Here is a 19,966-nt window from a genome sequence, read left to right on the forward strand (position 1 = left end):
TTTATATTTTTAAGCCCATGTGAGTATATTTCACATTCAGATAGTCTTTAATTGCTCCTGAACCACCTTCACGACCATAACCAGTTTGTTTAATACCTCCAAAAGGTGCTTCAGCAATTGCAACAACACCAGTATTAACTGCAACACAACCAGACTCTAGCTTTTCAGATCCAATATGAGCTTTGTCCATAGAATTAGTGTACAAATAACTACATAATCCTAAGTCATTATCATTTGCTCTTTCAATTACTTCATCAAAAGTTTTAAAAGTTAAAATTGGAACTAGTGGACCAAAAGGTTCTTCTTTCATAATTGTAAAATTATCTTTTACATCGTCAAAAACTGTTGGTTCATAATAATATCCTTTATTGAAACCAGAAGGTTTCTGTCCACCCATTAATACTTTAGCTCCTTCTTTTTTGGTAGTTTCAACCAGTTTTTCTATTTCTTCTAATCTCTTAGCTGTTGTTAAAGGTCCTAAATCAACTCCTTTGTCCATACCATTACCAATTTTTAATTTTTTTGCTCTCTCGATAAAAGCATCAACAAACTCATCTTTTCTGTTTTCTTGGATATAAAATCTATTTGGTGAAATACAGACTTGACCGTTATTTCTAAATTTACCAGTTATTGCAATATCAGCTACTTTGTTCATATCCACATCTTCACATACAATAAAAGGTGAGTGTCCGCTAAGCTCCATAGTAACTCTTTGAACTTTATCAGCTGCTTTTTTTAAAATAATTTTACCAACTCTAGTTGATCCAGTAACTGAAACTTTTTTAATTATATCAGACTCCATTAATTCATTTGAAATTTCAGCAGGATCACCAGACAACAGACTAACAACACCATCTGGTACACCAGCTTCTTTACATATGTTTACTAATTCCATTACAGCACCAGGAGTAATTACATCAGGTTTACAAATTACAGAACATCCTGCTGCTAAAGCAGTAGAAATTTTTCTTGAGGCTAAAACTATTGGGAAATTCCATGGAACCAAAGCTGCAACAACTCCTACAGGTTGATAATAAACATGAACTCTAGTATCTGGAAATCTACTTTGTTGTGTTTGACCATAAATTCTTTTTGTTTCCTCAGCATTCCACTCAAAAATATCAGCTCCACCACCCACTTCACCAACCGCTTCAGTTAGAGGTTTTCCAACTTCAAGGGTTAACCATTTTGCAATAACATCTTTTTTTTCTCTCATCATGTCTGCAATTTTTCTAAGTACATAAGCTCTTTGCCATGGTGCAGTGTTTTTCCAAACTTCTAAACCTTTTTCTGCAGACTTTAATGCTTTTTGCACTTCAATAGATGAAGCTTTCGATGCTTTTCCAATCACTTCTTCAGTTGCAGGGTTGATTACATCATAAGTTTCTTTTTTTTCAGCTTGTTGCCATTTACCATCAATGAATTGTCCAAATTTTTCGTACATAGAATTTATTTTTAAGTTTACTTAATTAGGTTTTTTAATTTATAATTAAAATTATATATAAACACTATACATATTAAAAGATAAACATATTTATGAAAAAAATTACCCTCACATGTGCTCATGCAATAGTTAAATATTTAATTGCTCAAAAAATATTAATTAATGGCAAAAAAGAACCTTTATTTCCAGGTGTCTTTGGAATTTTTGGACATGGAAATGTAGCTTGCTTAGGTCAAGCATTAGAGGAAAATCAAAAAGATCTTCCGACATATAGAGGGCATCATGAGCAAAATATGGCTCTTACAGGAATTGGTTATGCGAGAGCAAAAAGAAGACAACAAATTTTTGTAGCGACATCATCTGTTGGACCTGGGGCAACAAATATGGTTACAGCTGCAGCAGTTGCTATGAGCAATAGATTACCAATTTTATTTTTACCTGGTGATACTTATGCAAATAGAATGCCAGATCCAGTACTGCAACAAGTTGAACAATTTAACAACCCAAGCACAACTGCAAATGATGCTTTCAAACCAGTTACGAGATATTTTGATCGTATCACTAGACCTGAACAAATAATTCAATCATTTCCAATAGCAGTCCAGACAATGTTAGATCCTGCTGATTGTGGTCCTGCTTGTATTTCATTGAGTCAAGATATCCAAGGCCAAACTTTTGATTATCCAGTAGAATTTTTTCAAGAAAAAGTTCACACAATACGAAGACCAAGACCAGATGAATTTCAAATAAAAGAAGCAGTTGATAAAATTAAATCTTCAAAAAATCCAATTATAATATCTGGAGGTGGAGTATTTTATTCAGATGCAATGGAAGAATTGAGTCAGTTTGCAATTAAACACAACATCCCAGTTACACAAACTGTAATGGGCTACTCAACAATGAAGCGAGACCATTCTCATTTTGCAGGTCAAATTGGAGGCCTGGGAGGAAAAAATACAAATACATTAGCTAAAGAAACTGATCTTGCCATTGCAGTTGGAACAAAACTTGCTGATTTTACAACAGGATCATGGGCAAATTTTGAAAACGAAAATTTCAAATTAGTTTCTATCAATGTATCAAGATATGATGCTAATAAACATTTAGCACAAGCAGTTGTTGGAGATGCAAAAGTTTCATTAACTGAACTTTCTCAAGCCTTAGGTGATTGGAAAGTAGGAGAAGATTGGAATAAAAAATCTCAAATTGAGCTTAAGTCATGGAATGAACATATAGATAAAGAGAGTGCCCCAACTAATCAGGAAGTCCCAAGTTATGTCCAAGCAATTGGTGCAATCTATAGAAATTCTGATCCTACAGATATTGCAGTTACAGCTGCAGGAGGTTTAGTTGGTGAGGTAATTCAAGTTTGGAGACCAAGAGAACTAAATACTCATGAAACAGAATGGGGTTTTAGTTGTATGGGTTATGAAATTTCTGGAGCTTTAGGAATCAAAATGGCAAATCCAGATAAAGAAGTAATTTCTTTTGTAGGAGATGGATCTTATCTATTAAATAATACTGACATTTATTCTTCAGTTATCACAAAAAATAAATTAATTATAATTGTTTGTGATAACGGGGGCTTTGCAGTTATTAATCGATTACAATTATTTAAAGGTGGTAAAGAGTACAACAACTTATTGAAGAGTTCTAATACACCTGGCTTAGTTGATGTAGATTTTGCAAAACATGCGGAAAGTATGGGTGCAAAATCTGAACACGTTACTTCACTTTCAGATCTTGAAGCTGCATTTAAGAGAGCAAAAGCATCTGATGTGACTTATGTTATTTCAATTAAAACTCATGCTTACAAATGGGTTGAAGGTTCATCTTTTTGGGATAGCCCTACACTAGAAATTCCAACCACTAAAGAGAATGAAGAAGCTTTAAAACTTTATAAAGAAGGAAAAGATAAACAAAGACAAGGCGTATAAACCTTTATGAATAAAATTTTTAAGGTCGGTCTTATAGGCTGTGGTCATATTGCTGAGACATACTTTAGGGGGCAACAATATTTTAATAATTTTAAAATAATTGCATGTGCAGATATTGATCAAAAAGCAGCCGATAAATGTGCAAAATTATACAATATTAAATCTAAAACAGTTTCGGAAATTTTAAAAGACAATGAAATAGAAGTTATTTTAAACTTAACAATTCCACAATCTCATTATTCAGTCTCAAAAAAAGTTTTGACTTCAGGTAAACATGTTTATTCAGAAAAACCATTAGCAACTTATTTTGCAAAAGGTAAAGAACTTGTCTCACTAGCAAAAAAAAATAAACTTTATCTTGGAAATGCTCCAGATACATTTTTAGGTGGAGGAATTCAAAAAGCTCGAGAATTAATTGACTCTGATTTGATTGGAGAGATTAAATTAGGTAATGCCATTTTTGCATTTCCAGGGGTAGAGTCTTTTCATCCAAAACCTGAGTCATGGTATAAAAAAGAAGGAGGTCCAGTAATAGATATGGGACCATACTTTTTTACAACCTTAGTAAATTTACTTGGACCAGCAAAACAAGTGCAAGGAAGAACATTAACTGCCTTTAAAAAAAGAATTTATGGAGTGGGTCCAAAAAAAAATAAATCATTTAAAGTTGAAACTCCTACAACATACTTAGCAACAATCCAATTTCACAGCGGTGCTATAATTCAAGTAACACTTTCTTTTGATGTAATTAATCATCAAAGAAATCACATGGAGCTTTATGGCACAAAGGGATCGATTATTGTTCCAGATCCCAATATGTTTGGTGGTTCTGTTTTTATTTCTGTTACAGAGGGTGGAAAATGGGGAGAACATAAAACAGATAAGATGCATTTAGGAAAAATAAACATAACTTCTTCTAGTGGAAGATCAAATGAAGCTGCAACAAATGCGAACTATCGGAGTGTTGGTTTATCTGAAATGTTATATTCTATTCAGAAAAATAAAAAGCACAGGTGTTCAGGTGATTTATCTTTACATGTATTAGATATAATAGAGTCAACCATGAGGGCAGCAAATACTGGAATTCCTCAAAAAATACAAACAAAATGTGATAAACCAAAAAAATTTACCGAAGAAGAAGTAAAAAAAATTTTAATTTAGTGTCAAAATCAATTGTTATATCTGATCCTTTCCCAAGAACACTGGATCTGATTTTTAGGAAAAAAAAATTAATAGAATTAAAAACAAAATATAAGGTTTTAGTAGCACCTGATAAAAAAAAAAGACAATTTTATGAAAACTATATTGATAAGGCTACTTTCATTATGGGTCAGCCAGACTTAGATAAAAAAATTCTGTCAAAAGCAAAAAAATTGAAAGCAATAATCAATGTTGAAAGTAATTTTATGAATAACGTTGATTATGTTTATTGTGCTAAAAAAGGAATCCATGTAATTGCAACTTCCCCAGTGTTTTCAAATCCTGTCGCTGAAATTGCATTAGGAATGACACTTTCTCTATTAAGGAATATTCATAATGCTCATTTTGATTTTGTAAAAGGTAAAGAAAAATATGGGTTAGAAAGCAATTTAAAAGCATCTTTATTATCAGGAAAAAAAATTGGATTACTGGGTTTTGGTGATTTAGCTAAATCTTTATATCCAATGTTGCTTCCATTTACTAAAGATATAAATGTTTATGACCCATGGTTATCAAAGAATAAAATTAAAAGCTTCGGATTTAAACCTGTTGGTTTAAATCAAATGTTTAAAACATGTGAAATTATCTATGTTTTAGCCGCTGTAACAACTAAGAATAAAAATTTAGTTAATAAAAATTTAATTAACAAAATGAAACCTAACTCACTATTCATATTGATGAGTCGAGCAGCAGTTGTAAATTTTAAAGATTTAATCGATAGAGTTAAAAAGGGAGATATTTATGTAGCTACTGACGTATTTCCTGTGGAACCAGTGAGAAAAAATGACCCAATTAGAAAAGTCAAAAATATTTTGTTTTCAGCGCATAGAGCAGGAGCTTTAACAGAGGCCTTTTATAGTATGGGGGATATTGTTTTAAAGGACATGCATCTAATTTCAAAAAATTTAAAACCAAAATTTTGCAAAAAAGCTGAATTGAAAACAGTACGATTATTGGCCTCAAAACCAGTTGCAATTAATTGATTTTTTAATAATTTTATGAATTATGTCGGCAACTACTAATCCACTCTTAGAAGCTAAGGGGATAACAAAATATTTTGGAACTATTACTGCATTAGAAAATGTTAACTTAAAGGTTCATGCTGGAGAATGTTTGGGTGTAGTAGGAGATAACGGAGCAGGAAAATCAACTTTAATGAAAGTTTTGTCGGGACTTTATAAACCAAGCGCAGGTTCCTTATTTTTCCAAGGCAAAGAAGAAATATTAGAAAGTCCAAGAGACTCTCAAAATTTAGGTTTAGAAATGGTTTATCAAGATCTTGCTCTAGCAGGTAATTTACCTATTGGTGAAAATATTTTTTTAGGAAGAGAGCCAACAAAAAATTTAGGATTTTTAAAACTATTAGATTTTAATAAAATTAAAGAGTTAACTAATGCTCATTTAGATAAGTTAAAAATTAATGTTAAAAGTGCCGATCAAAAAGTAGAGGAACTTTCAGGTGGTCAAAGACAAGCTGTGGCAATCGCACGATCAACAGCCTTTAATGCTAAAGTAGTAATTATGGATGAACCGACTGCAGCATTAGCAATCAAAGAAGTGGGTAAAGTTTTAGATCTTATTAATAGTTTAAAAAAAACAGGTGTTGGAGTGATTGTTATAAGTCATAGAATGGATGATATATTTACAGTATGTGACAGAGTGATGGCTTTATTTCAAGGAACTAATTTTGCAGAAGCCAACCTATCAAGTACATCTAGAGATGAAGTGATTGGTTGGATTATGGGAAAAAAATAAATATGGAAGATAAAGATAAAAAAATTGTAAGTCTTCATTTGAAACTAATGCCATATTTAGAAAAATATGGAATTCTTCTTTTATTAGTAATTATGATTTTGGTTATGCACATTTTGCAACCAGATGTTTTTTTATCTTGGAGAAATGTAACTAACGTTTTTAAACAAATATCTTGGCAGTCAATGTTAGCCTTGGGAGTATTTATGGTAATTGTGACTGCTGGGATAGATCTTTCGGTTGGTTCAATCATGATGTTATCATTAATGATATTGGCTGTTGTTGCTAAAGCTGGAGCACCTTGGTACATTGTAGTTATTACACCTTTGATTGCAGGGTTTTTATGTGGTCTATTTAATGGCCTAGGTATCACCTTACTTCGCATGCCGCATCCTTTTATAATGACTTTAGGTACTCTTTATATATTTAGAGGAACTGGAAACTTAATTTCTGGTGGAACCCCAATAAGTGGTTTTACAGATGAAGTTAGGTACCTCGGTCATGGAAGAATTGATCTTCAATGGTTAGGATTAGAAAAATCGCAATACCTTCCAGTAAGTTTAGTATTAATTGCTATTGTATATATAATTTTTTGGATTTTTTTAAATCATAGCAAAACCGGAAAATGGATTTATGCAATCGGAGGAAATCCAAATGCTGCTAGAGCATCTGGAATAAATGTTAACAAAATTTTAGTTATAGTTTACTCACTATGTGGATTTCTATCAGGTATTGGTGCTTTAATTTTAGCAGGCAGAACTGACTCAGGTTATCCCAACGCTGGACTTCAATCTGAACTTGATGCGATCGCAGCATGTATAATCGGAGGAGCAAGTTTTTTTGGTGGAAGAGGTACAGTCCTAGGAGTATTTGCAGGTGTAATGATAATGGGAATTCTGAGAAATGGTCTCAATTTGATGGATGTTAGTTCTTTTTGGCAGCAAGTTTTGATAGGATCCATAATAGTTCTTGCAGTTTATGTAGACGTATTAAGAAGAGATTTGGGAACTAGAAAATAAATTATATATATTTACACGCCTTGGTTGTATTCAAAATTGTCTTAGCATACTTATAAATAGTTGAACTCTTCTGAATTTTTTTATTTAATTTAACTTTAAATAACAATAGGGGAAATAAATGAAAAACTTAACAAGAAAAATTGTTGTTTTTTTTACAGCAATTTTTTTATCGATCAGTATAGGTTCAGTCTCTTTTGCTGATGGACATGGTAAAAAAATTCTATTCAGTATTAAAGGTCCTGGATCAGGAAATCCTTTTTGGGCATCTGTAACAAAAGGTGCTGAAGAGGAAGCTAAAAAACTAGGTGTTAAATTAATTTTAATTGCACCTCCACAAGAAGGAGATGTTCAGGCACAGATAAATCAAGTAGAGGACCAACTGGCAAAAGGTGTTGATGCTTTAGCACTTGCACCAGGAGATCCAAATGCTTTTGCTCCGATCGTTGATGATGCGATCAAGAGTGGAGTTCCAGTAGTATTTGTTGATACAAAAGGAATAAATGAAGGAGTAACTTTTATTGGAACAAACAACATGAATGGTGCAGAGTTAGCTGCAAAATTTATTTGTGATAAAACTCCTAAAGGTTCAGATGTTGCAATTTTAACTGGTATTGAGTCACAATCTACAGCGTTGTTAAGAAGAGATGGTGCAATAAAAGGTTTTAAAAATTGTGGATTGAACATTGTTGCAACTCAAACTGCTGAGTGGGACACTGCGAAAGGTAGATCCGTTACTGAGTCGATTATTTTAAAAAATCCAAATATTAAAGCAATATTTGCTTCAAATGATAATATGGGCTTAGGCGCTATGCAGGCTCTTAAAGATGCGGACATGAATGATGTTGTTGTAGTAGGATTTGATGCTACTCCAGATGCAGCTACAAGTATCTTAAAAGGAGAGATGACAGCAACAATTGCTCAGTTTTCTTACAACATGGGTGCATATGGAGTAAAATATGCTCTAGAGTTAGCTAATGGTGGAAGTATTGATCCAAACATTGATACAGGAACACAATTAGTAACAAAAGAAAACGCCAACGATTTTAAATAATCGATAGGTATATAATTTAAAAAAAAGGGTGGAATTTAATTCCACCCTTTTTTTTATGTAATATAATAATCCATGCTTATTAAAATTGATCCAGTATTAAGCCCAGATTTACTTTTTCATCTAAGATCTATGGGTCATGGAGAAAAACTGATATTAGCTGATGCTAATTTTCCAGCATATACTACAAATGAAAAAGTAATAAGATTAGACGGAGTTGGCATAAAAGAAGCAGCCTCTGCCATACTTTCAGTTTTTCCACTAGATAGTTTTATTAATTCAAAAGGAGGATCTCCAGCTTTAAGAATGGAAGTAGATGATAAACCTGAGGAGTTAACTGAAACACATAAAGAATTTATTGAAGTTGTAAAAAAAATCTCAGGAGAAAATTGGAATGTGGGATCAATTTCAAGACAAGAATTTTATCAAGAGGCTAAAAAAGCTTATTGCATTGTTACTACAACAGACGCAAGACCGTTTGGCTGTTTTATACTTACCAAAGGAGTCATTTTGCCTGACGGAAACGTTTGGACTTAAAAAATGAAAACCATTTCAGTTTTTGGTGTATTTGTTGCAGATCTTTGCTTCATTTCTAACGCTATCCCTGAAAAAGGACAAACTATTCTAGGTTCGCAACATATTATTGGACCAGGTGGAAAAGGGTCAAACCAAGCAATTGCAGCAGCTAAACTCAATGGAAGCGTAAATTTTATTACAAAAATTGGCAAAGACAAAAATGGTGAGATGGCTTTAACTTTATATAAAGAATTGGGCATAGACACTGCTTGTATAATTCAAGATGAAAATCACTCAACTGGAGTTGCAGGAATAATGGTAAATGAAAAAACAGGTGAGAATGCAATAAATATAATACCTGGTGCTGCTGGAACTATTACCCATGATGATATTGAAAAAAATTTAAATTTTATTGCAAAAGCAGAAATATTTTTAACACAACTAGAAACACCTTATGAGGTTACTAGCTATGCATTAAAAAAAGCTAAAGAAAAAGGATTAGCCACAATATTAAATCCAGCACCAGCATGCAAAATTAAAGATAATGATTTTAAATTAATAGATTTTTTTACACCTAATGAAACTGAAGCAGAATTTTATTTAAATAAAAAAATTGAAACAGAAAAAGATATCAAAAATGCTTCAGAGGAATTTTTAAAAAAAGGTATTAAAAACATTATTATAACATTAGGAGAAAGAGGATGTTATTTTGCAAATAAAAAAGAAAATTTTTTCGTAGAAGCATTTGAACTTAAAGACCCAGTACTTGATACTACAGGCGCAGGTGATGCTTTCAATGCTGCATTAGCTGTAGGGTTATCAAAAGATTTACAAATTAAAGAAGTACTCACTTTTGCAAATCAAGTTGCAGCAATTTCAACCACTAAACAAGGCGCAGCAGCTTCAATGCCATCTTTGGAATATATAAAGAGTTATTAATATTTTTTTTAAAAATGAAAACTGAATATTTTGATCTTAAAAATAAAAGAGCTTTAATTTCAGGAGGAGCCTCTGGGATTGGTTCTTCAATTGTTGAACATCTCTGTGAGCAAGGAGTGGAAGTGTATTTTTTCGATATTGATAAAAAAGAGGCAAAAAAAACTATTAATAAGATCAAAAAGAAAAAATTTAAAATTCCAAATTTTGTGGAATGTGACATTAAAAATATAAAAAAATATAAATTATCAATTTTAAACATAATCAAAAAACAGGGTCCTATTGATATTTTAGTAAACAACGCTTCTAACGACCAAAGGCATAGTTTAGAGAAAATTACAGAAAAATATTGGGATGATAGAATGGCGATTAATTTAAAGCATTATTTGTTTGCAATACAATCAGTTAAAAAAAGCATGATAAAAAACAAAGGTGGATCAATAATAAATTTAGGGTCTGTCAGTTGGGTTAGAGGAGCAGTAATGTTTCCAGCATACAGTATTGCAAAAGCAGGAATTCATGGATTAACAAGATCTTTAGCAAGAGATTTAGGAAAACATAATATAAGAATTAATTCAATTGCACCTGGTTCAATCGCAACAGCTAGACAATCCAAATTGTGGCTTAATCCAAAATTTAAAAAAGAAATATTAAAAAATCAGGCTTTAAAAAAACAATTATTACCTGAAGATGTTTCAAAAATGGTTTTATTCTTAGCGTCTGATGTTTCATCAGGATGTACAAAACAAAACTTTACAGTTGACGCAGGATTAATTTAGTTTTTCTTATTTTGAGACATTGATAAAGCAATCTTAAAAGAGTTTAAGATTGGAGCTAGATTAGCCTCATTTTTTCCAGCGATAGCAAATGCTGATCCATGAGCAGTAGTAGTTACTGGTACAGTCAATCCGCCTTGAACTGTTACTCCTCTATCAAAGCCAAACGCCTTAAGTCCAGATTGAAGTGCATCATGATACATACCAACCATACAATCATGGTTTTTATTTTTATAAGCTACAACAAAAGATGTATCGCATGGCAATGGACCATCAACATTGTAGCCAAGTTTTTTTGCCTCTTCAATCGCAGGAATGATCTCATCTTTTTCCTCTGTCCCAAACTCTGCGTGTGGATTCAGAGCTTGAATGGCAATTCTAGGATTTTTTACACCATTCAACTCCATAACCTCATTAATTAATTTTATAGGTTTAATGATATTATCTTTAGTAATATGTTGAGCAACTTCTTTTATTGGAATATGAGATGTTACTCTTGCTGTCCAAAAATTATCTATAACATTAAATTCGCAACAAAAACTATTTACTTCAAGTTTTTCAGCCATTAACTGTAATTCATCTGAATGTTTATTTCCCCCAAGTTTTAAACTTGTTTTATTCATTGGTGCAAAATTAATTGCATCTATTTTTTTTTCTTTAGCTAGAGTTAAGGCTAAATCTAAAGCTTCTAATACACTTTCACCAGACTCTTTTGATGGTTCCGCTAATTTATATTTATGATTCTTACCTTTAGAAATATCTAACAAATATCTATTTGCTTTATCAAAATTTACATCATCAAAATTTTCTACAACATCTATATTATGTGAAATTCCTGTAATACTATTTCCGCTTTCAAAAACTTGTTTCTCACCGATTATGACGATGTTTGCTTTTTTTGTCATTTCATCATTTAAAAGTTTTGAAATTAATTCTGGTCCAATTCCAGCTGGATCACCAAGTAGAAGAGCTATGTTAGATTTATTTTCAGTCATTTTTTTCTTTACGTCTTGTAGCAGATTATGTTTAAATTATTATATATAAATTAACTTAAGAGGGAAATAATGAAAAAAAGCTTTAAACTATTTTTAGCAGCTGCTTTTCTAGTAACTGAATTTTTTGTTGTAGCTCTTCCATTAATGATCACATCAGCTAAAGCTGATGGTCACCCAATACAAGCAATTACACACGCTGGTTTTGGTGGTGGAACTGACGTTACTACTAGAATGATGTTATTAAGAGCAAGAAGAGTCCTTAAGCAAGACATGCAATTAGTAAACAAAAAAGGTGGTGGTGGGGCCGCATCTATGGATTATATGATGTCTTTACCAGCTGATGGAAATCACACTTTAACTTGGACAACAGGTCATGCTGTTTCCATGGCTTTAGGAAAAACTAAAGTTAAGTTAAGTGATATGCAACCACTTGCTAGAGGAACGGATGACCCTCAGTTATTTGTTGTAAATTGTAAAAACGATATTAAAGATGCTAAAAAATTTATTAGTACTCAAAAATCAAAATCACTAAAATATGGAACTACTCATACTGGTGGTATTGACGATGTTAGTGCAATTGCATTTACAAAAAAAGGTGGATTAAAAGATCCAACAATCGTTGCTTACAAAGGTGTTGCGCCAATTAAAACTAACCTTATCAAAGGAGATATTGATGTAGGTGTTTTAAACTTAGGTGAAGCACTAACTGAAATTAATGAAGGTAAACTTTGTGTATCAGTTGTATTAGCAAATAATAGAATGGCAAAAATTGGAGATTCTCCAACAGCAAAGGAATTAGGTATACCTGTTTCTTTATCTACTGTTAGAGGTTTCGTAACTAAAAAAGGTGCTCCAGCAGACAGAGTAAAACAATTAGAAGCTGGAATGATGAAAGCTATGAGCCACAACTATTACAAAAATTTCTTAACTGAAATTGGTCTTGATGACACTAGTGTAGTTGGTGCTGACGAGTGGGGTAAGCAAATGGAAGAAATGCTTACAGAAATGACTGCTCAGCTTAAAGCATTAGGTTACATAAACTAATCTAATCAAAAGTACATTTAGATATGAAGAATGTACAAAAACAAAAAAGGGCAAACAAAAGTTTGCCCTTTTTTGTTAGAGACGAGTTTAAAGTTTGTTTGGTTATTATTTTAACTTCTGTAGCGTTATTAATCACTACTTTTACATTTGATATTGTTCCTCCTATTTTAAATAGAGGAATTCAACCAGCAACATTTCCAAAGGCACTTTTGATTTTAATAATAGTAATGAGTTTACTAATTTATTATTTAGCAATCAAAAATCCTTGGAAAATTGAAAAAAAATTACCTAAATCATTTTATTTAACAATTTTAAGTTTTTTTATTTTTGTGGTGATTTCAAAAACTTTAGATTTCTTTTTAGCAATTTCAGCTTTATCTATTTTTGTTTCCTATTATTGGGGAGAAAAAAGAATATTTTATTTATTACTTGTTGGGATAATTTTTCCTGTGATTGTCTTTGTTTTTTTTGAAACAATTTTAGGTTTAAGATTTCCACCTGGAATTATAACTAATATTTATTATAGCTAGATGGACAATTTATTATTAATGATGGCTCCTTTGTTTAGCTCAAAGCTATTGTTGGTTTTATTTTTTGGAACTTTGTTTGGTTTAATATTAGGTGTTCTACCTGGTTTAGGACCAACAACTGGTGGAGCATTGATTTTACCTTTTACAATGACACTAGATCCATTATCAGCAATTGTATTGTTAACCTCTATTTATTGTGCAGGGACTTATGGAGGTGCAATAACTGCAGTTTTAATTAATACACCTGGAACCCCAGCTGCTGCCGCAACTTGTTTAGACGGGTATCCTTTAGCACAAAAGGGGGAGGCTGGAAGGGCTTTAGGAATGGCAACTGTTTCTAGTACAGTTGGGGGTATTTTTAGTGTTATTATTCTTGTCTTTTTCGCACCTATTCTGGCTCAACTTGCATATGAATTTGGTCAACCAGAATATTTTGCATTAGCTATTTTTGGTTTAACGATGCTTGCATCAATAGGAGAGGGAAGTCCAATTAAGAATTTAATTGCAGGCGCATTTGGAATTTTAATTTCAACTGTTGGTAAAGATTTTATGACTTCAATTGATCGGTTTACTTTTGGAATTAATGAATTAACTGAAGGGATTGGTTTTATACCGGTAGTAGTTGGGTTATTTGCTATGAGCGAGATGTTAACTCAATCAACTTTAATTAACCAAGTATTTAATAGAATAGCTTTAAAAGCAATAAAACTTCCAAGTAAAGATGATTATAAACAAACCTGGAAAACAATTTTAAGATCCAGCGGTATAGGTTCGTTTATTGGAGTGTTACCTGCTGAAGGTGGAACAGTTGCATCTTTAATTGGATATTCAGAAGCAAAAAGATTTTCAAAAAAACCCGAAGAGTTTGGAAAAGGTTCTATAGAAGGTATTGCGGGTGCAGAAGCAGCAAATAATGCAGCAACAGGAGGTGCAATGGTTCCAACACTTGCGCTTGGAATTCCTGGGAGTGCAACAACTGCTGTTATCCTAACTGGATTAATTATACATGGTGTAAGACCTGGTCCTGATTTATTTAGAGAACAACCCGATTTTTTATATGGAATCTTTGGAGCAATGTTAATTGCTAATGTTTTGTTTTTTATATTTGGTTTCTTTGGAGCAAAAATTTTTGCAAGAATAACACTAGTGCCAAATAAAATTTTATGGCCAATGATTTTTGCAGTTTCAGTTTGTGGAACCTATTCACTAAACCAATCTATAATTGATGTATGGATAATGTTATTTTTTGGTGTTCTAGGTTTCTTTATGAGAAGATATGGTTTCTCAGTTGTACCAGTTATCATTGGATTGATTTTAGGTGAGTTAGTTGAGGGTACTTTAAGACAATCTCTGGTTATATTTGATGGAAATTGGTTAATGTTTTTCACAAGACCAATAGCTTTAACGTTCTTTATTTTGTCTTTAATTGCCTTAGCTTTTCCTTTAATAAGATCAAAAAAATTTAAAAAATAAAGATGATTAAATATGATTTAAAAAACAGAGTAGCAATTGTAACAGGTGGAGCTCAAGGATTTGGTTTAGCTATCACTGAAAGATTTATTGAGTCTGGAGCTAAAGTAGTAATTTGGGATATAGACGAAAGTGAAGCCAAAAAATCTTTAGAAAAAGTAAATTCAGAAAACTTAACTTATCAAATAGTTGATGTTAGCAATTATGATGCAATAAATTCAAAATTATCTGAAGTTGAAAAATCACATGGTAAGATTGATATCTTTATTAACAATGCGGGTGTAGCTGGAATGAACACTACAGTTGCAGAATATCCAATAGAAGAGTGGAATAAGGTAATTAACTTAAACTTAAATGCAGTTTTTTACTGTTGCAAAGCAGTTGTTCCATTTATGTCTAAGAATGATTACGGAAGAATTGTTAATATTGCGTCTATTGCAGGTAAAGAAGGAAACCCAAACGCAAGCGCTTACAGTACATCTAAGGCAGGTGTTATAGGTTTAACTAAATCTCTAGGTAAAGAGCTTGCACAAAAAAATATAGCTGTAAATTGTGTAACACCAGCAGCAGCTAAGACCAGAATATTTGATCAAATGACAGAAGAACATATAAATTATATGTTATCAAAAATTCCCAGAAACAAATTTGCAAAAGTTGAAGAATTAGCGTCATTAGTAACTTGGTTAGCCAGTGAAGAAAATTCATTTTCAACTGCAGCAGTTTTTGATTTAAGTGGTGGAAGAGCCACATATTAGTTATGCAAATAGGAATTGATGTTGGTGCAACCAAAATAGAGAGCGTTGTTCTTGAAGTAAATGGAAACGAAAAACACAGATCAAGAATATCGTGTCCAAAGGAGTATACTCAAATTATAACTGCTATAAGAGATATCCATAAACAATTAGAAAAAGAGTTTAAACAAGAACTTCCAATTGGAGTTTGTCATCCAGGAGTTCATTCTCCTCAAACAGGGTTAGTAAAAAATGCACCAAATTTAAATTGGTTAGAAAAAAAGCCATTTCAAAGTGATCTACGTAAAGCACTCGGAAAAGAGGTATTTTGTGAAAATGATGCAAACTGTTTTGCTCTATCAGAAGCTATAGATGGATCAGGTAAACATTACAAAATTGTTTATGGAATTATATTAGGTTCAGGAGTTGGAGGTGGTTTAGTAATAGACAAAAAAATTATTACTGGCTCGAATGGAGTTGCAGGTGAATGGGGACACAACCAAATTCCATATTTTGCAGCTAAGAAAGAAAACTTCGACTCAAGTAATGCTAGGGAGGCAGAGATAGAAAGTTTTTTATCTGGTTTAAGTTTAGCAAAAAGATTTAAGAAACTTTATGGAAAAAATTTAAAAACAAATGAAATTTTTGAATTGAATAGAAAACATGATTTAGATGCCGAAAGATTTATAGATGATTTTAAAGTAAATTTGGCAATGTCTCTTTCAAGTATTATAAATATTTTAGATCCTGATGCTTTTATATTTGGAGGAGGAGTTTCAAACGAAATTGATTTTTTAAATGAAATAGACTCGTTAGTTAGAAAATTTGTTATTGGAAGAGAATATGAAGGTGTTTTTTTAAAACCTAGATATGGAGATGCTAGTGGTGTTAGAGGTGCTGCAAGATTAGGAAGAAGCACAACATATTAGAAAATTCTATTCATAATTTAATAAAAAAAAGTTTAATTTTTCTTAAAAGGATGAAAAATATAAAAAAAATTATTAAAAATTAATATCAACCAAGAGTTGAATTTATTTTAATTTTAACAAAATAAATTAGATATAGATATTATATATAAATTTTGAGTAATTTTATTTTTTACTTTACTACTTATGTTTGAATGTGTTTAAATCCCGACTTAATAATTAATATATATATTAAATTAACTAACTAATAAGAGGGAAATAATGAAAAAACTTATACTTTCGATTGCAGCTCTTGCATTATTTGCAACTTCTGCGTTCGCTGAAAGATACGTCATGATTACTCATGGTGAAGGTAAAGATCCTTTTTGGCCAGTAGTTCAAAAAGGTGGTGAAGATGCAGCTAGAGCAATCGGTGCTGACTTTGAATACATCTACAACCCTTCTGCTGATATGGCTGATATGGCAAGCTCAATTCAAGCTGCTGCAGCTACTCAACCAGATGGAATGGTAATTTCTTTACCAGATCCAGATGCATTAGGCCCAGCTATTAAAGCTGCTGTTGCTGCTGGTGTTCCGGTAATTACAATGAACTCTGGTTTAGAGTCGTCTGCTAGCCTAGGTGCTTTAATGCACGTTGGTCAGCCTGAATTACTTGCTGGACAAAAAGCTGGTGAAAGAGCAAAAGCTGAAGGTGCTACTAAAGCATTATGTATGATTCAAGAAGCATACAATACAGCTCTTGTAGACAGATGTGAAGGTTACGGTTCTGCAGTTCCAATGCAAATGACTGATACTACATCTGACCCTGCAACTATTCAAACTAGAGCTACTGCTGCTTTACAAGCTAACAGTGATATCAATGCGATCCTTTCAGTAGGACCACACGTATGTGAAGCTGTTGACAAAGCTTTAGTTGATCTTGGTATGACAGTACACCACTCTTGCTTCGACTTGAGTCCTGCAGTTATGGACTTAATCGGATCTGGAAGAGTTTCTTTCACTATCGATCAACAACAAAGATTACAAGGTTATGTGCCAATCATCGTATTGCACTTGTACAACAACAGTGCTGGACTTCTTCCAGGAGCTAACATCCCATCAGGACCTGGCTTCGTTGACAAGTCTAACGCTTCTTCAGTTGCTGCTCTTGCAGGAATTGACAGATAATTTAATATAATTTAAAGGGTCGATTGCGAAATCGGCCCTTTTTTTTTAAATTAACGAATCTTTTTTTTTAAATGAACACACCAACAACAAACAAACCAAGACAAGAGTCAGACCGACAGGGTGAAAAAAAATGGTATTCTGCCTTTACCTCTCGTCCAGAGATTGGACCTTTTGGGGTGATGCTATTGCTTTTTTGTTTGTTAGGGTACTTTTCAATTCCAGAAGGACAATTTTCTTTTAACCCTTTTTCTGGAGAAGGATTTAATGCATTAGGAATTAGAAATAATTTTAGGGTAATAGCTCAATTAGGAATCGTAGCGCTTGCTGCTGGAATGTTAATTATAGCAGGAGAATTTGATCTTTCCGTTGGTTCAATGATCGGTTTTGCTGGCGGTTGTATGGCAATGATACTAAAATGGGGTTTTGCTGTTGTTATTCCTTACATATCTTTTGAAGGAGGTTTTCATTTTGAAGGATTAAGGTTATTTGAAATAAGAGATGTCTCTCCACTACTAGCAATATTAATTACTTTATGCATGACTCTATCTTTTGGATGGATTCAGGGATGGATAATAGTTAAAAGTGGTATAGCTTCTTTCATTGTAACACTAGGTGGACTTTTCTTTTTAAGGGGTTTAACAGAAGTATCTTATAGAGCATTTAACAGAGCTCCTGATCAAACTGCTGGCTCAACAACCGTTACAGATTTACCAGATATTAAAAACATAATAAATGTACCAGGTCATGGAGAAATGGAAAGAGATGCGGCTAAAAATTTACCAAATGACCAATTATTAGAAATTCTTAGCACTGTGCCGGCAAGCACGGTAGCAAAATTAACCGAAAAATTAACATATATTAACGAAAAAGTTGCAGCTTTTAAAACTGCCTCAAATTCAGAAAAAATGATTGCAACTTTAGAAAAATCTTTAGCTGGAGCAAAAAAATCTGGCAATGATTCAATGGTGGAAATTTTGACAAAAAAAATAGAAGCTGGAGTAAATGTTCCTGAAGTTGCAGCAAAAGCAGTTACAGATATTGATATAGCAAAAGCTTATATTGACACAATTTATACTGCAAGACCAGTCGCTAACTTTTTTGGAGGTGATATAATGGAACCAATTTTTAACTGGTTGTATTTTACAGCAGATTGGAATGTAAATAACTATGGGAACATTTTTGCTAAAGGAATGTATTCTTGTTTAATGATTTGGTTACTTATCGCTCTAATTTTTTATTTTATTTTGAGCAAAACTCAAGCAGGTAACTGGATTTACTCAACTGGAGGAAATCTTAGTGCTGCAAAGGCTAATGGTGTGCCAACAAACAAAGTTAAGATTTCATTATTTGTGAATACTGCATTCTGCGCAACTATGTTTGCAGCATGTCAAGTGTTTGAAGTTAATACTGCGGATACAGCTAAAGGTAATTTAAAAGAATTAGAAGCAATTGCTGCAGCGGTTATTGGTGGTGTCGTGCTAACAGGAGGTTTCGGAACAATAGGTGGAATTATTCTTGGCACAATTATTTTTGGAATAGCAAAAGAAGCTTTCTTTTATATTCCAGGAATTGACGGATCATTCTATAGGGTCTTCCTTGGAGCTGTTCTTGTTACTGCTGCTCTTACAAATGAGAATATTAGGAAACGAATTATGGGAAATATCTAATGGATAAAAAACCATTAATTGAACTAAAAAATGTAGTAAAAAAATTTGGAACATTTACTGCTTTAAATGGTGTTTCATTAGATGTCTATCCAGGAGAAGTTCATGCTCTTTTAGGTGATAATGGAGCTGGAAAGTCAACTTTGATCAAAGTGTTATCTGGAGTTCATCTAATGACAAGTGGAGAAATAAAAGTTGATGGAGAAACTGTTAATTTTTCTACACCGCGACAAGCATCTGATGCGGGAATTGGTACAGTTTATCAAGATTTAGCACTCAATGCTTTAACTTCAGTAACAAGAAATTTTTTTCTTGGACGTGAAATAAAAAAAGGACCTGGCCCATTTGGCTTGATGCAAATGGATGAAATGGACAAAATAACAACAGAAGAAATGTCTAAAATTGGAATTAATATTTCAAACCCCAACCAACCTGTTGGAACAATGTCAGGTGGACAAAGACAAACTTTGGCTATTGCAAGAGCAATTTACTTTGGTGCAAAGATATTAATATTAGATGAACCTACATCAGCATTAGGTCAAAAGCAGCAAATGGAAGTTTTAAAAACAATAAAAAAAGTTCAAAGGCTTGGAAATATTGCAATTATACTTATAACACACAATGAAATTCATGCACGCCTTATAGCTGATAGATATACTTTTTTAAGTTTAGGAGAAGTGATCGGTTCAGGATTATCTTCAGAACTTGGTGGTGAAGATGTAAAAAGATTGATGTCAGGTGGTGCAAAAATTGGTGATCTTGCTCAAGAATTAGAGTAATAATTTTTTTATTTTTTTTTAATTTTTTTTCA

The 19,966-nt window shown here is 32.5% G+C and carries 19 protein-coding genes; 17 read left to right on the forward strand and 2 right to left on the reverse strand.

From position 1 onward, the window contains the following. Position 1: 1 nt before the first annotated feature. The gene (locus ACTT9L_RS00950; protein WP_440925430.1) at positions 2-1,444 is read right to left on the reverse strand and encodes an NAD-dependent succinate-semialdehyde dehydrogenase; all 1,443 of its coding nucleotides are present in this window, start codon (positions 1,442-1,444) and stop codon (positions 2-4) included. A gap of 92 nt (positions 1,445-1,536) precedes the next feature. Here ACTT9L_RS00950 and iolD point away from each other — a divergent pair, with 92 nt between their 5' ends. The 9 genes from iolD to ACTT9L_RS00995 all read left to right on the forward strand — a co-directional run bounded on the left by iolD (position 1,537) and on the right by ACTT9L_RS00995 (position 10,631). After that, positions 1,537-3,381 (forward strand): 3D-(3,5/4)-trihydroxycyclohexane-1,2-dione acylhydrolase (decyclizing), encoded by a 1,845-nt coding sequence (gene iolD, locus ACTT9L_RS00955; protein ID WP_440927511.1) that lies wholly within the window; start codon positions 1,537-1,539, stop codon positions 3,379-3,381. A 6-nt stretch (positions 3,382-3,387) separates the two neighbouring features. Then, positions 3,388-4,542 (forward strand): Gfo/Idh/MocA family protein, encoded by a 1,155-nt coding sequence (locus tag ACTT9L_RS00960; protein WP_440927512.1) that lies wholly within the window; start codon positions 3,388-3,390, stop codon positions 4,540-4,542. Then, positions 4,542-5,564, forward strand: coding sequence for an NAD(P)-dependent oxidoreductase (locus ACTT9L_RS00965; RefSeq protein WP_440927513.1), 1,023 nt, complete (start codon positions 4,542-4,544; stop codon positions 5,562-5,564). The genes ACTT9L_RS00960 and ACTT9L_RS00965 overlap by 1 nt, the downstream gene beginning before the upstream one ends. A gap of 22 nt (positions 5,565-5,586) precedes the next feature. After that, entirely contained in the window at positions 5,587-6,336 is a 750-nt protein-coding gene (locus tag ACTT9L_RS00970; RefSeq protein ID WP_440927514.1) for an ATP-binding cassette domain-containing protein, read from the forward strand. A gap of 2 nt (positions 6,337-6,338) precedes the next feature. After that, entirely contained in the window at positions 6,339-7,352 is a 1,014-nt protein-coding gene (locus ACTT9L_RS00975; RefSeq protein WP_440927515.1) for an ABC transporter permease, read from the forward strand. A gap of 118 nt (positions 7,353-7,470) precedes the next feature. Next, a complete protein-coding gene (locus ACTT9L_RS00980) occupies positions 7,471-8,403 on the forward strand; it encodes a sugar ABC transporter substrate-binding protein (protein WP_440925425.1) in 933 nt (310 codons plus the stop codon). 72 nt (positions 8,404-8,475) lie between these two features. Then, entirely contained in the window at positions 8,476-8,937 is a 462-nt protein-coding gene (locus ACTT9L_RS00985) for an RbsD/FucU family protein (RefSeq protein ID WP_440927516.1), read from the forward strand. Between the two features lie 3 nt (positions 8,938-8,940). Then, complete coding sequence (rbsK, locus tag ACTT9L_RS00990; RefSeq protein WP_440927517.1) at positions 8,941-9,855, forward strand: ribokinase; 915 nt, start codon at positions 8,941-8,943, stop codon at positions 9,853-9,855. A gap of 14 nt (positions 9,856-9,869) precedes the next feature. Next, complete coding sequence (locus ACTT9L_RS00995) at positions 9,870-10,631, forward strand: SDR family NAD(P)-dependent oxidoreductase (protein ID WP_440927518.1); 762 nt, start codon at positions 9,870-9,872, stop codon at positions 10,629-10,631. Here the strand turns inward: ACTT9L_RS00995 and ACTT9L_RS01000 are convergent. Beyond that, positions 10,628-11,623 carry a 4-hydroxythreonine-4-phosphate dehydrogenase PdxA gene (locus ACTT9L_RS01000; RefSeq protein WP_440927519.1) on the reverse strand — a complete coding sequence of 332 codons (996 nt, stop codon included), beginning with the start codon at positions 11,621-11,623 and terminating at the stop codon, positions 10,628-10,630. The two genes, ACTT9L_RS00995 and ACTT9L_RS01000, sit on opposite strands and share 4 nt — an antisense overlap. Before the next feature lie 69 nt (positions 11,624-11,692). On the opposite strand from ACTT9L_RS01000, the gene ACTT9L_RS01005 reads away from it, so the two are divergent. The 8 genes from ACTT9L_RS01005 to ACTT9L_RS01040 all read left to right on the forward strand — a co-directional run bounded on the left by ACTT9L_RS01005 (position 11,693) and on the right by ACTT9L_RS01040 (position 19,934). After that, positions 11,693-12,667: a Bug family tripartite tricarboxylate transporter substrate binding protein gene (locus tag ACTT9L_RS01005; RefSeq protein WP_075504332.1), complete on the forward strand. Its 975-nt coding sequence runs from the start codon at positions 11,693-11,695 to the stop codon at positions 12,665-12,667. A 23-nt stretch (positions 12,668-12,690) separates the two neighbouring features. Then, positions 12,691-13,197: a tripartite tricarboxylate transporter TctB family protein gene (locus ACTT9L_RS01010; protein WP_440927520.1), complete on the forward strand. Its 507-nt coding sequence runs from the start codon at positions 12,691-12,693 to the stop codon at positions 13,195-13,197. After that, positions 13,198-14,670, forward strand: a complete 1,473-nt coding sequence (locus ACTT9L_RS01015) for a tripartite tricarboxylate transporter permease (protein WP_440927521.1) — start codon at positions 13,198-13,200, stop codon at positions 14,668-14,670. Positions 14,671-14,672: 2 nt separating this feature from the next. Next, positions 14,673-15,422, forward strand: a complete 750-nt coding sequence (locus ACTT9L_RS01020; RefSeq protein WP_440927522.1) for an SDR family NAD(P)-dependent oxidoreductase — start codon at positions 14,673-14,675, stop codon at positions 15,420-15,422. 2 nt (positions 15,423-15,424) lie between these two features. Then, positions 15,425-16,327, forward strand: coding sequence for an ROK family protein (locus tag ACTT9L_RS01025; protein ID WP_440927523.1), 903 nt, complete (start codon positions 15,425-15,427; stop codon positions 16,325-16,327). A 258-nt stretch (positions 16,328-16,585) separates the two neighbouring features. Beyond that, on the forward strand, positions 16,586-17,491 hold the full coding sequence (locus ACTT9L_RS01030; RefSeq protein WP_440927524.1) for a sugar ABC transporter substrate-binding protein: 906 nt from the start codon (positions 16,586-16,588) through the stop codon (positions 17,489-17,491). Between the two features lie 71 nt (positions 17,492-17,562). After that, complete coding sequence (locus ACTT9L_RS01035; protein ID WP_440927525.1) at positions 17,563-19,158, forward strand: ABC transporter permease; 1,596 nt, start codon at positions 17,563-17,565, stop codon at positions 19,156-19,158. Continuing rightward, positions 19,158-19,934: an ATP-binding cassette domain-containing protein gene (locus ACTT9L_RS01040; RefSeq protein WP_440927526.1), complete on the forward strand. Its 777-nt coding sequence runs from the start codon at positions 19,158-19,160 to the stop codon at positions 19,932-19,934. Before ACTT9L_RS01035 ends, ACTT9L_RS01040 begins: the two co-directional genes overlap by 1 nt. Positions 19,935-19,966: the final 32 nt, after the last annotated feature.

This window comes from Candidatus Pelagibacter sp., from assembly GCF_052049675.1.
GTDB lineage: Bacteria > Pseudomonadota > Alphaproteobacteria > Pelagibacterales > Pelagibacteraceae > Pelagibacter.

What these genes read in the sequence shown, in the direction of transcription:
- ACTT9L_RS00950 (WP_440925430.1), bottom strand. Translation starts at nt 1,444, where the DNA reads ATGTACGAAAAATTTGGACAATTCATTGATGGTAAATGGCAACAAGCT.
- iolD (WP_440927511.1), top strand. Translation starts at nt 1,537, where the DNA reads ATGAAAAAAATTACCCTCACATGTGCTCATGCAATAGTTAAATATTTA.
- ACTT9L_RS00960 (WP_440927512.1), top strand. Translation starts at nt 3,388, where the DNA reads ATGAATAAAATTTTTAAGGTCGGTCTTATAGGCTGTGGTCATATTGCT.
- ACTT9L_RS00970 (WP_440927514.1), top strand. Translation starts at nt 5,587, where the DNA reads ATGTCGGCAACTACTAATCCACTCTTAGAAGCTAAGGGGATAACAAAA.
- ACTT9L_RS00975 (WP_440927515.1), top strand. Translation starts at nt 6,339, where the DNA reads ATGGAAGATAAAGATAAAAAAATTGTAAGTCTTCATTTGAAACTAATG.
- ACTT9L_RS00980 (WP_440925425.1), top strand. Translation starts at nt 7,471, where the DNA reads ATGAAAAACTTAACAAGAAAAATTGTTGTTTTTTTTACAGCAATTTTT.
- ACTT9L_RS00985 (WP_440927516.1), top strand. Translation starts at nt 8,476, where the DNA reads ATGCTTATTAAAATTGATCCAGTATTAAGCCCAGATTTACTTTTTCAT.
- rbsK (WP_440927517.1), top strand. Translation starts at nt 8,941, where the DNA reads ATGAAAACCATTTCAGTTTTTGGTGTATTTGTTGCAGATCTTTGCTTC.
- ACTT9L_RS00995 (WP_440927518.1), top strand. Translation starts at nt 9,870, where the DNA reads ATGAAAACTGAATATTTTGATCTTAAAAATAAAAGAGCTTTAATTTCA.
- ACTT9L_RS01000 (WP_440927519.1), bottom strand. Translation starts at nt 11,623, where the DNA reads ATGACTGAAAATAAATCTAACATAGCTCTTCTACTTGGTGATCCAGCT.
- ACTT9L_RS01005 (WP_075504332.1), top strand. Translation starts at nt 11,693, where the DNA reads ATGAAAAAAAGCTTTAAACTATTTTTAGCAGCTGCTTTTCTAGTAACT.
- ACTT9L_RS01010 (WP_440927520.1), top strand. Translation starts at nt 12,691, where the DNA reads ATGAAGAATGTACAAAAACAAAAAAGGGCAAACAAAAGTTTGCCCTTT.
- ACTT9L_RS01015 (WP_440927521.1), top strand. Translation starts at nt 13,198, where the DNA reads ATGGACAATTTATTATTAATGATGGCTCCTTTGTTTAGCTCAAAGCTA.
- ACTT9L_RS01020 (WP_440927522.1), top strand. Translation starts at nt 14,673, where the DNA reads ATGATTAAATATGATTTAAAAAACAGAGTAGCAATTGTAACAGGTGGA.
- ACTT9L_RS01025 (WP_440927523.1), top strand. Translation starts at nt 15,425, where the DNA reads ATGCAAATAGGAATTGATGTTGGTGCAACCAAAATAGAGAGCGTTGTT.
- ACTT9L_RS01030 (WP_440927524.1), top strand. Translation starts at nt 16,586, where the DNA reads ATGAAAAAACTTATACTTTCGATTGCAGCTCTTGCATTATTTGCAACT.
- ACTT9L_RS01035 (WP_440927525.1), top strand. Translation starts at nt 17,563, where the DNA reads ATGAACACACCAACAACAAACAAACCAAGACAAGAGTCAGACCGACAG.
- ACTT9L_RS01040 (WP_440927526.1), top strand. Translation starts at nt 19,158, where the DNA reads ATGGATAAAAAACCATTAATTGAACTAAAAAATGTAGTAAAAAAATTT.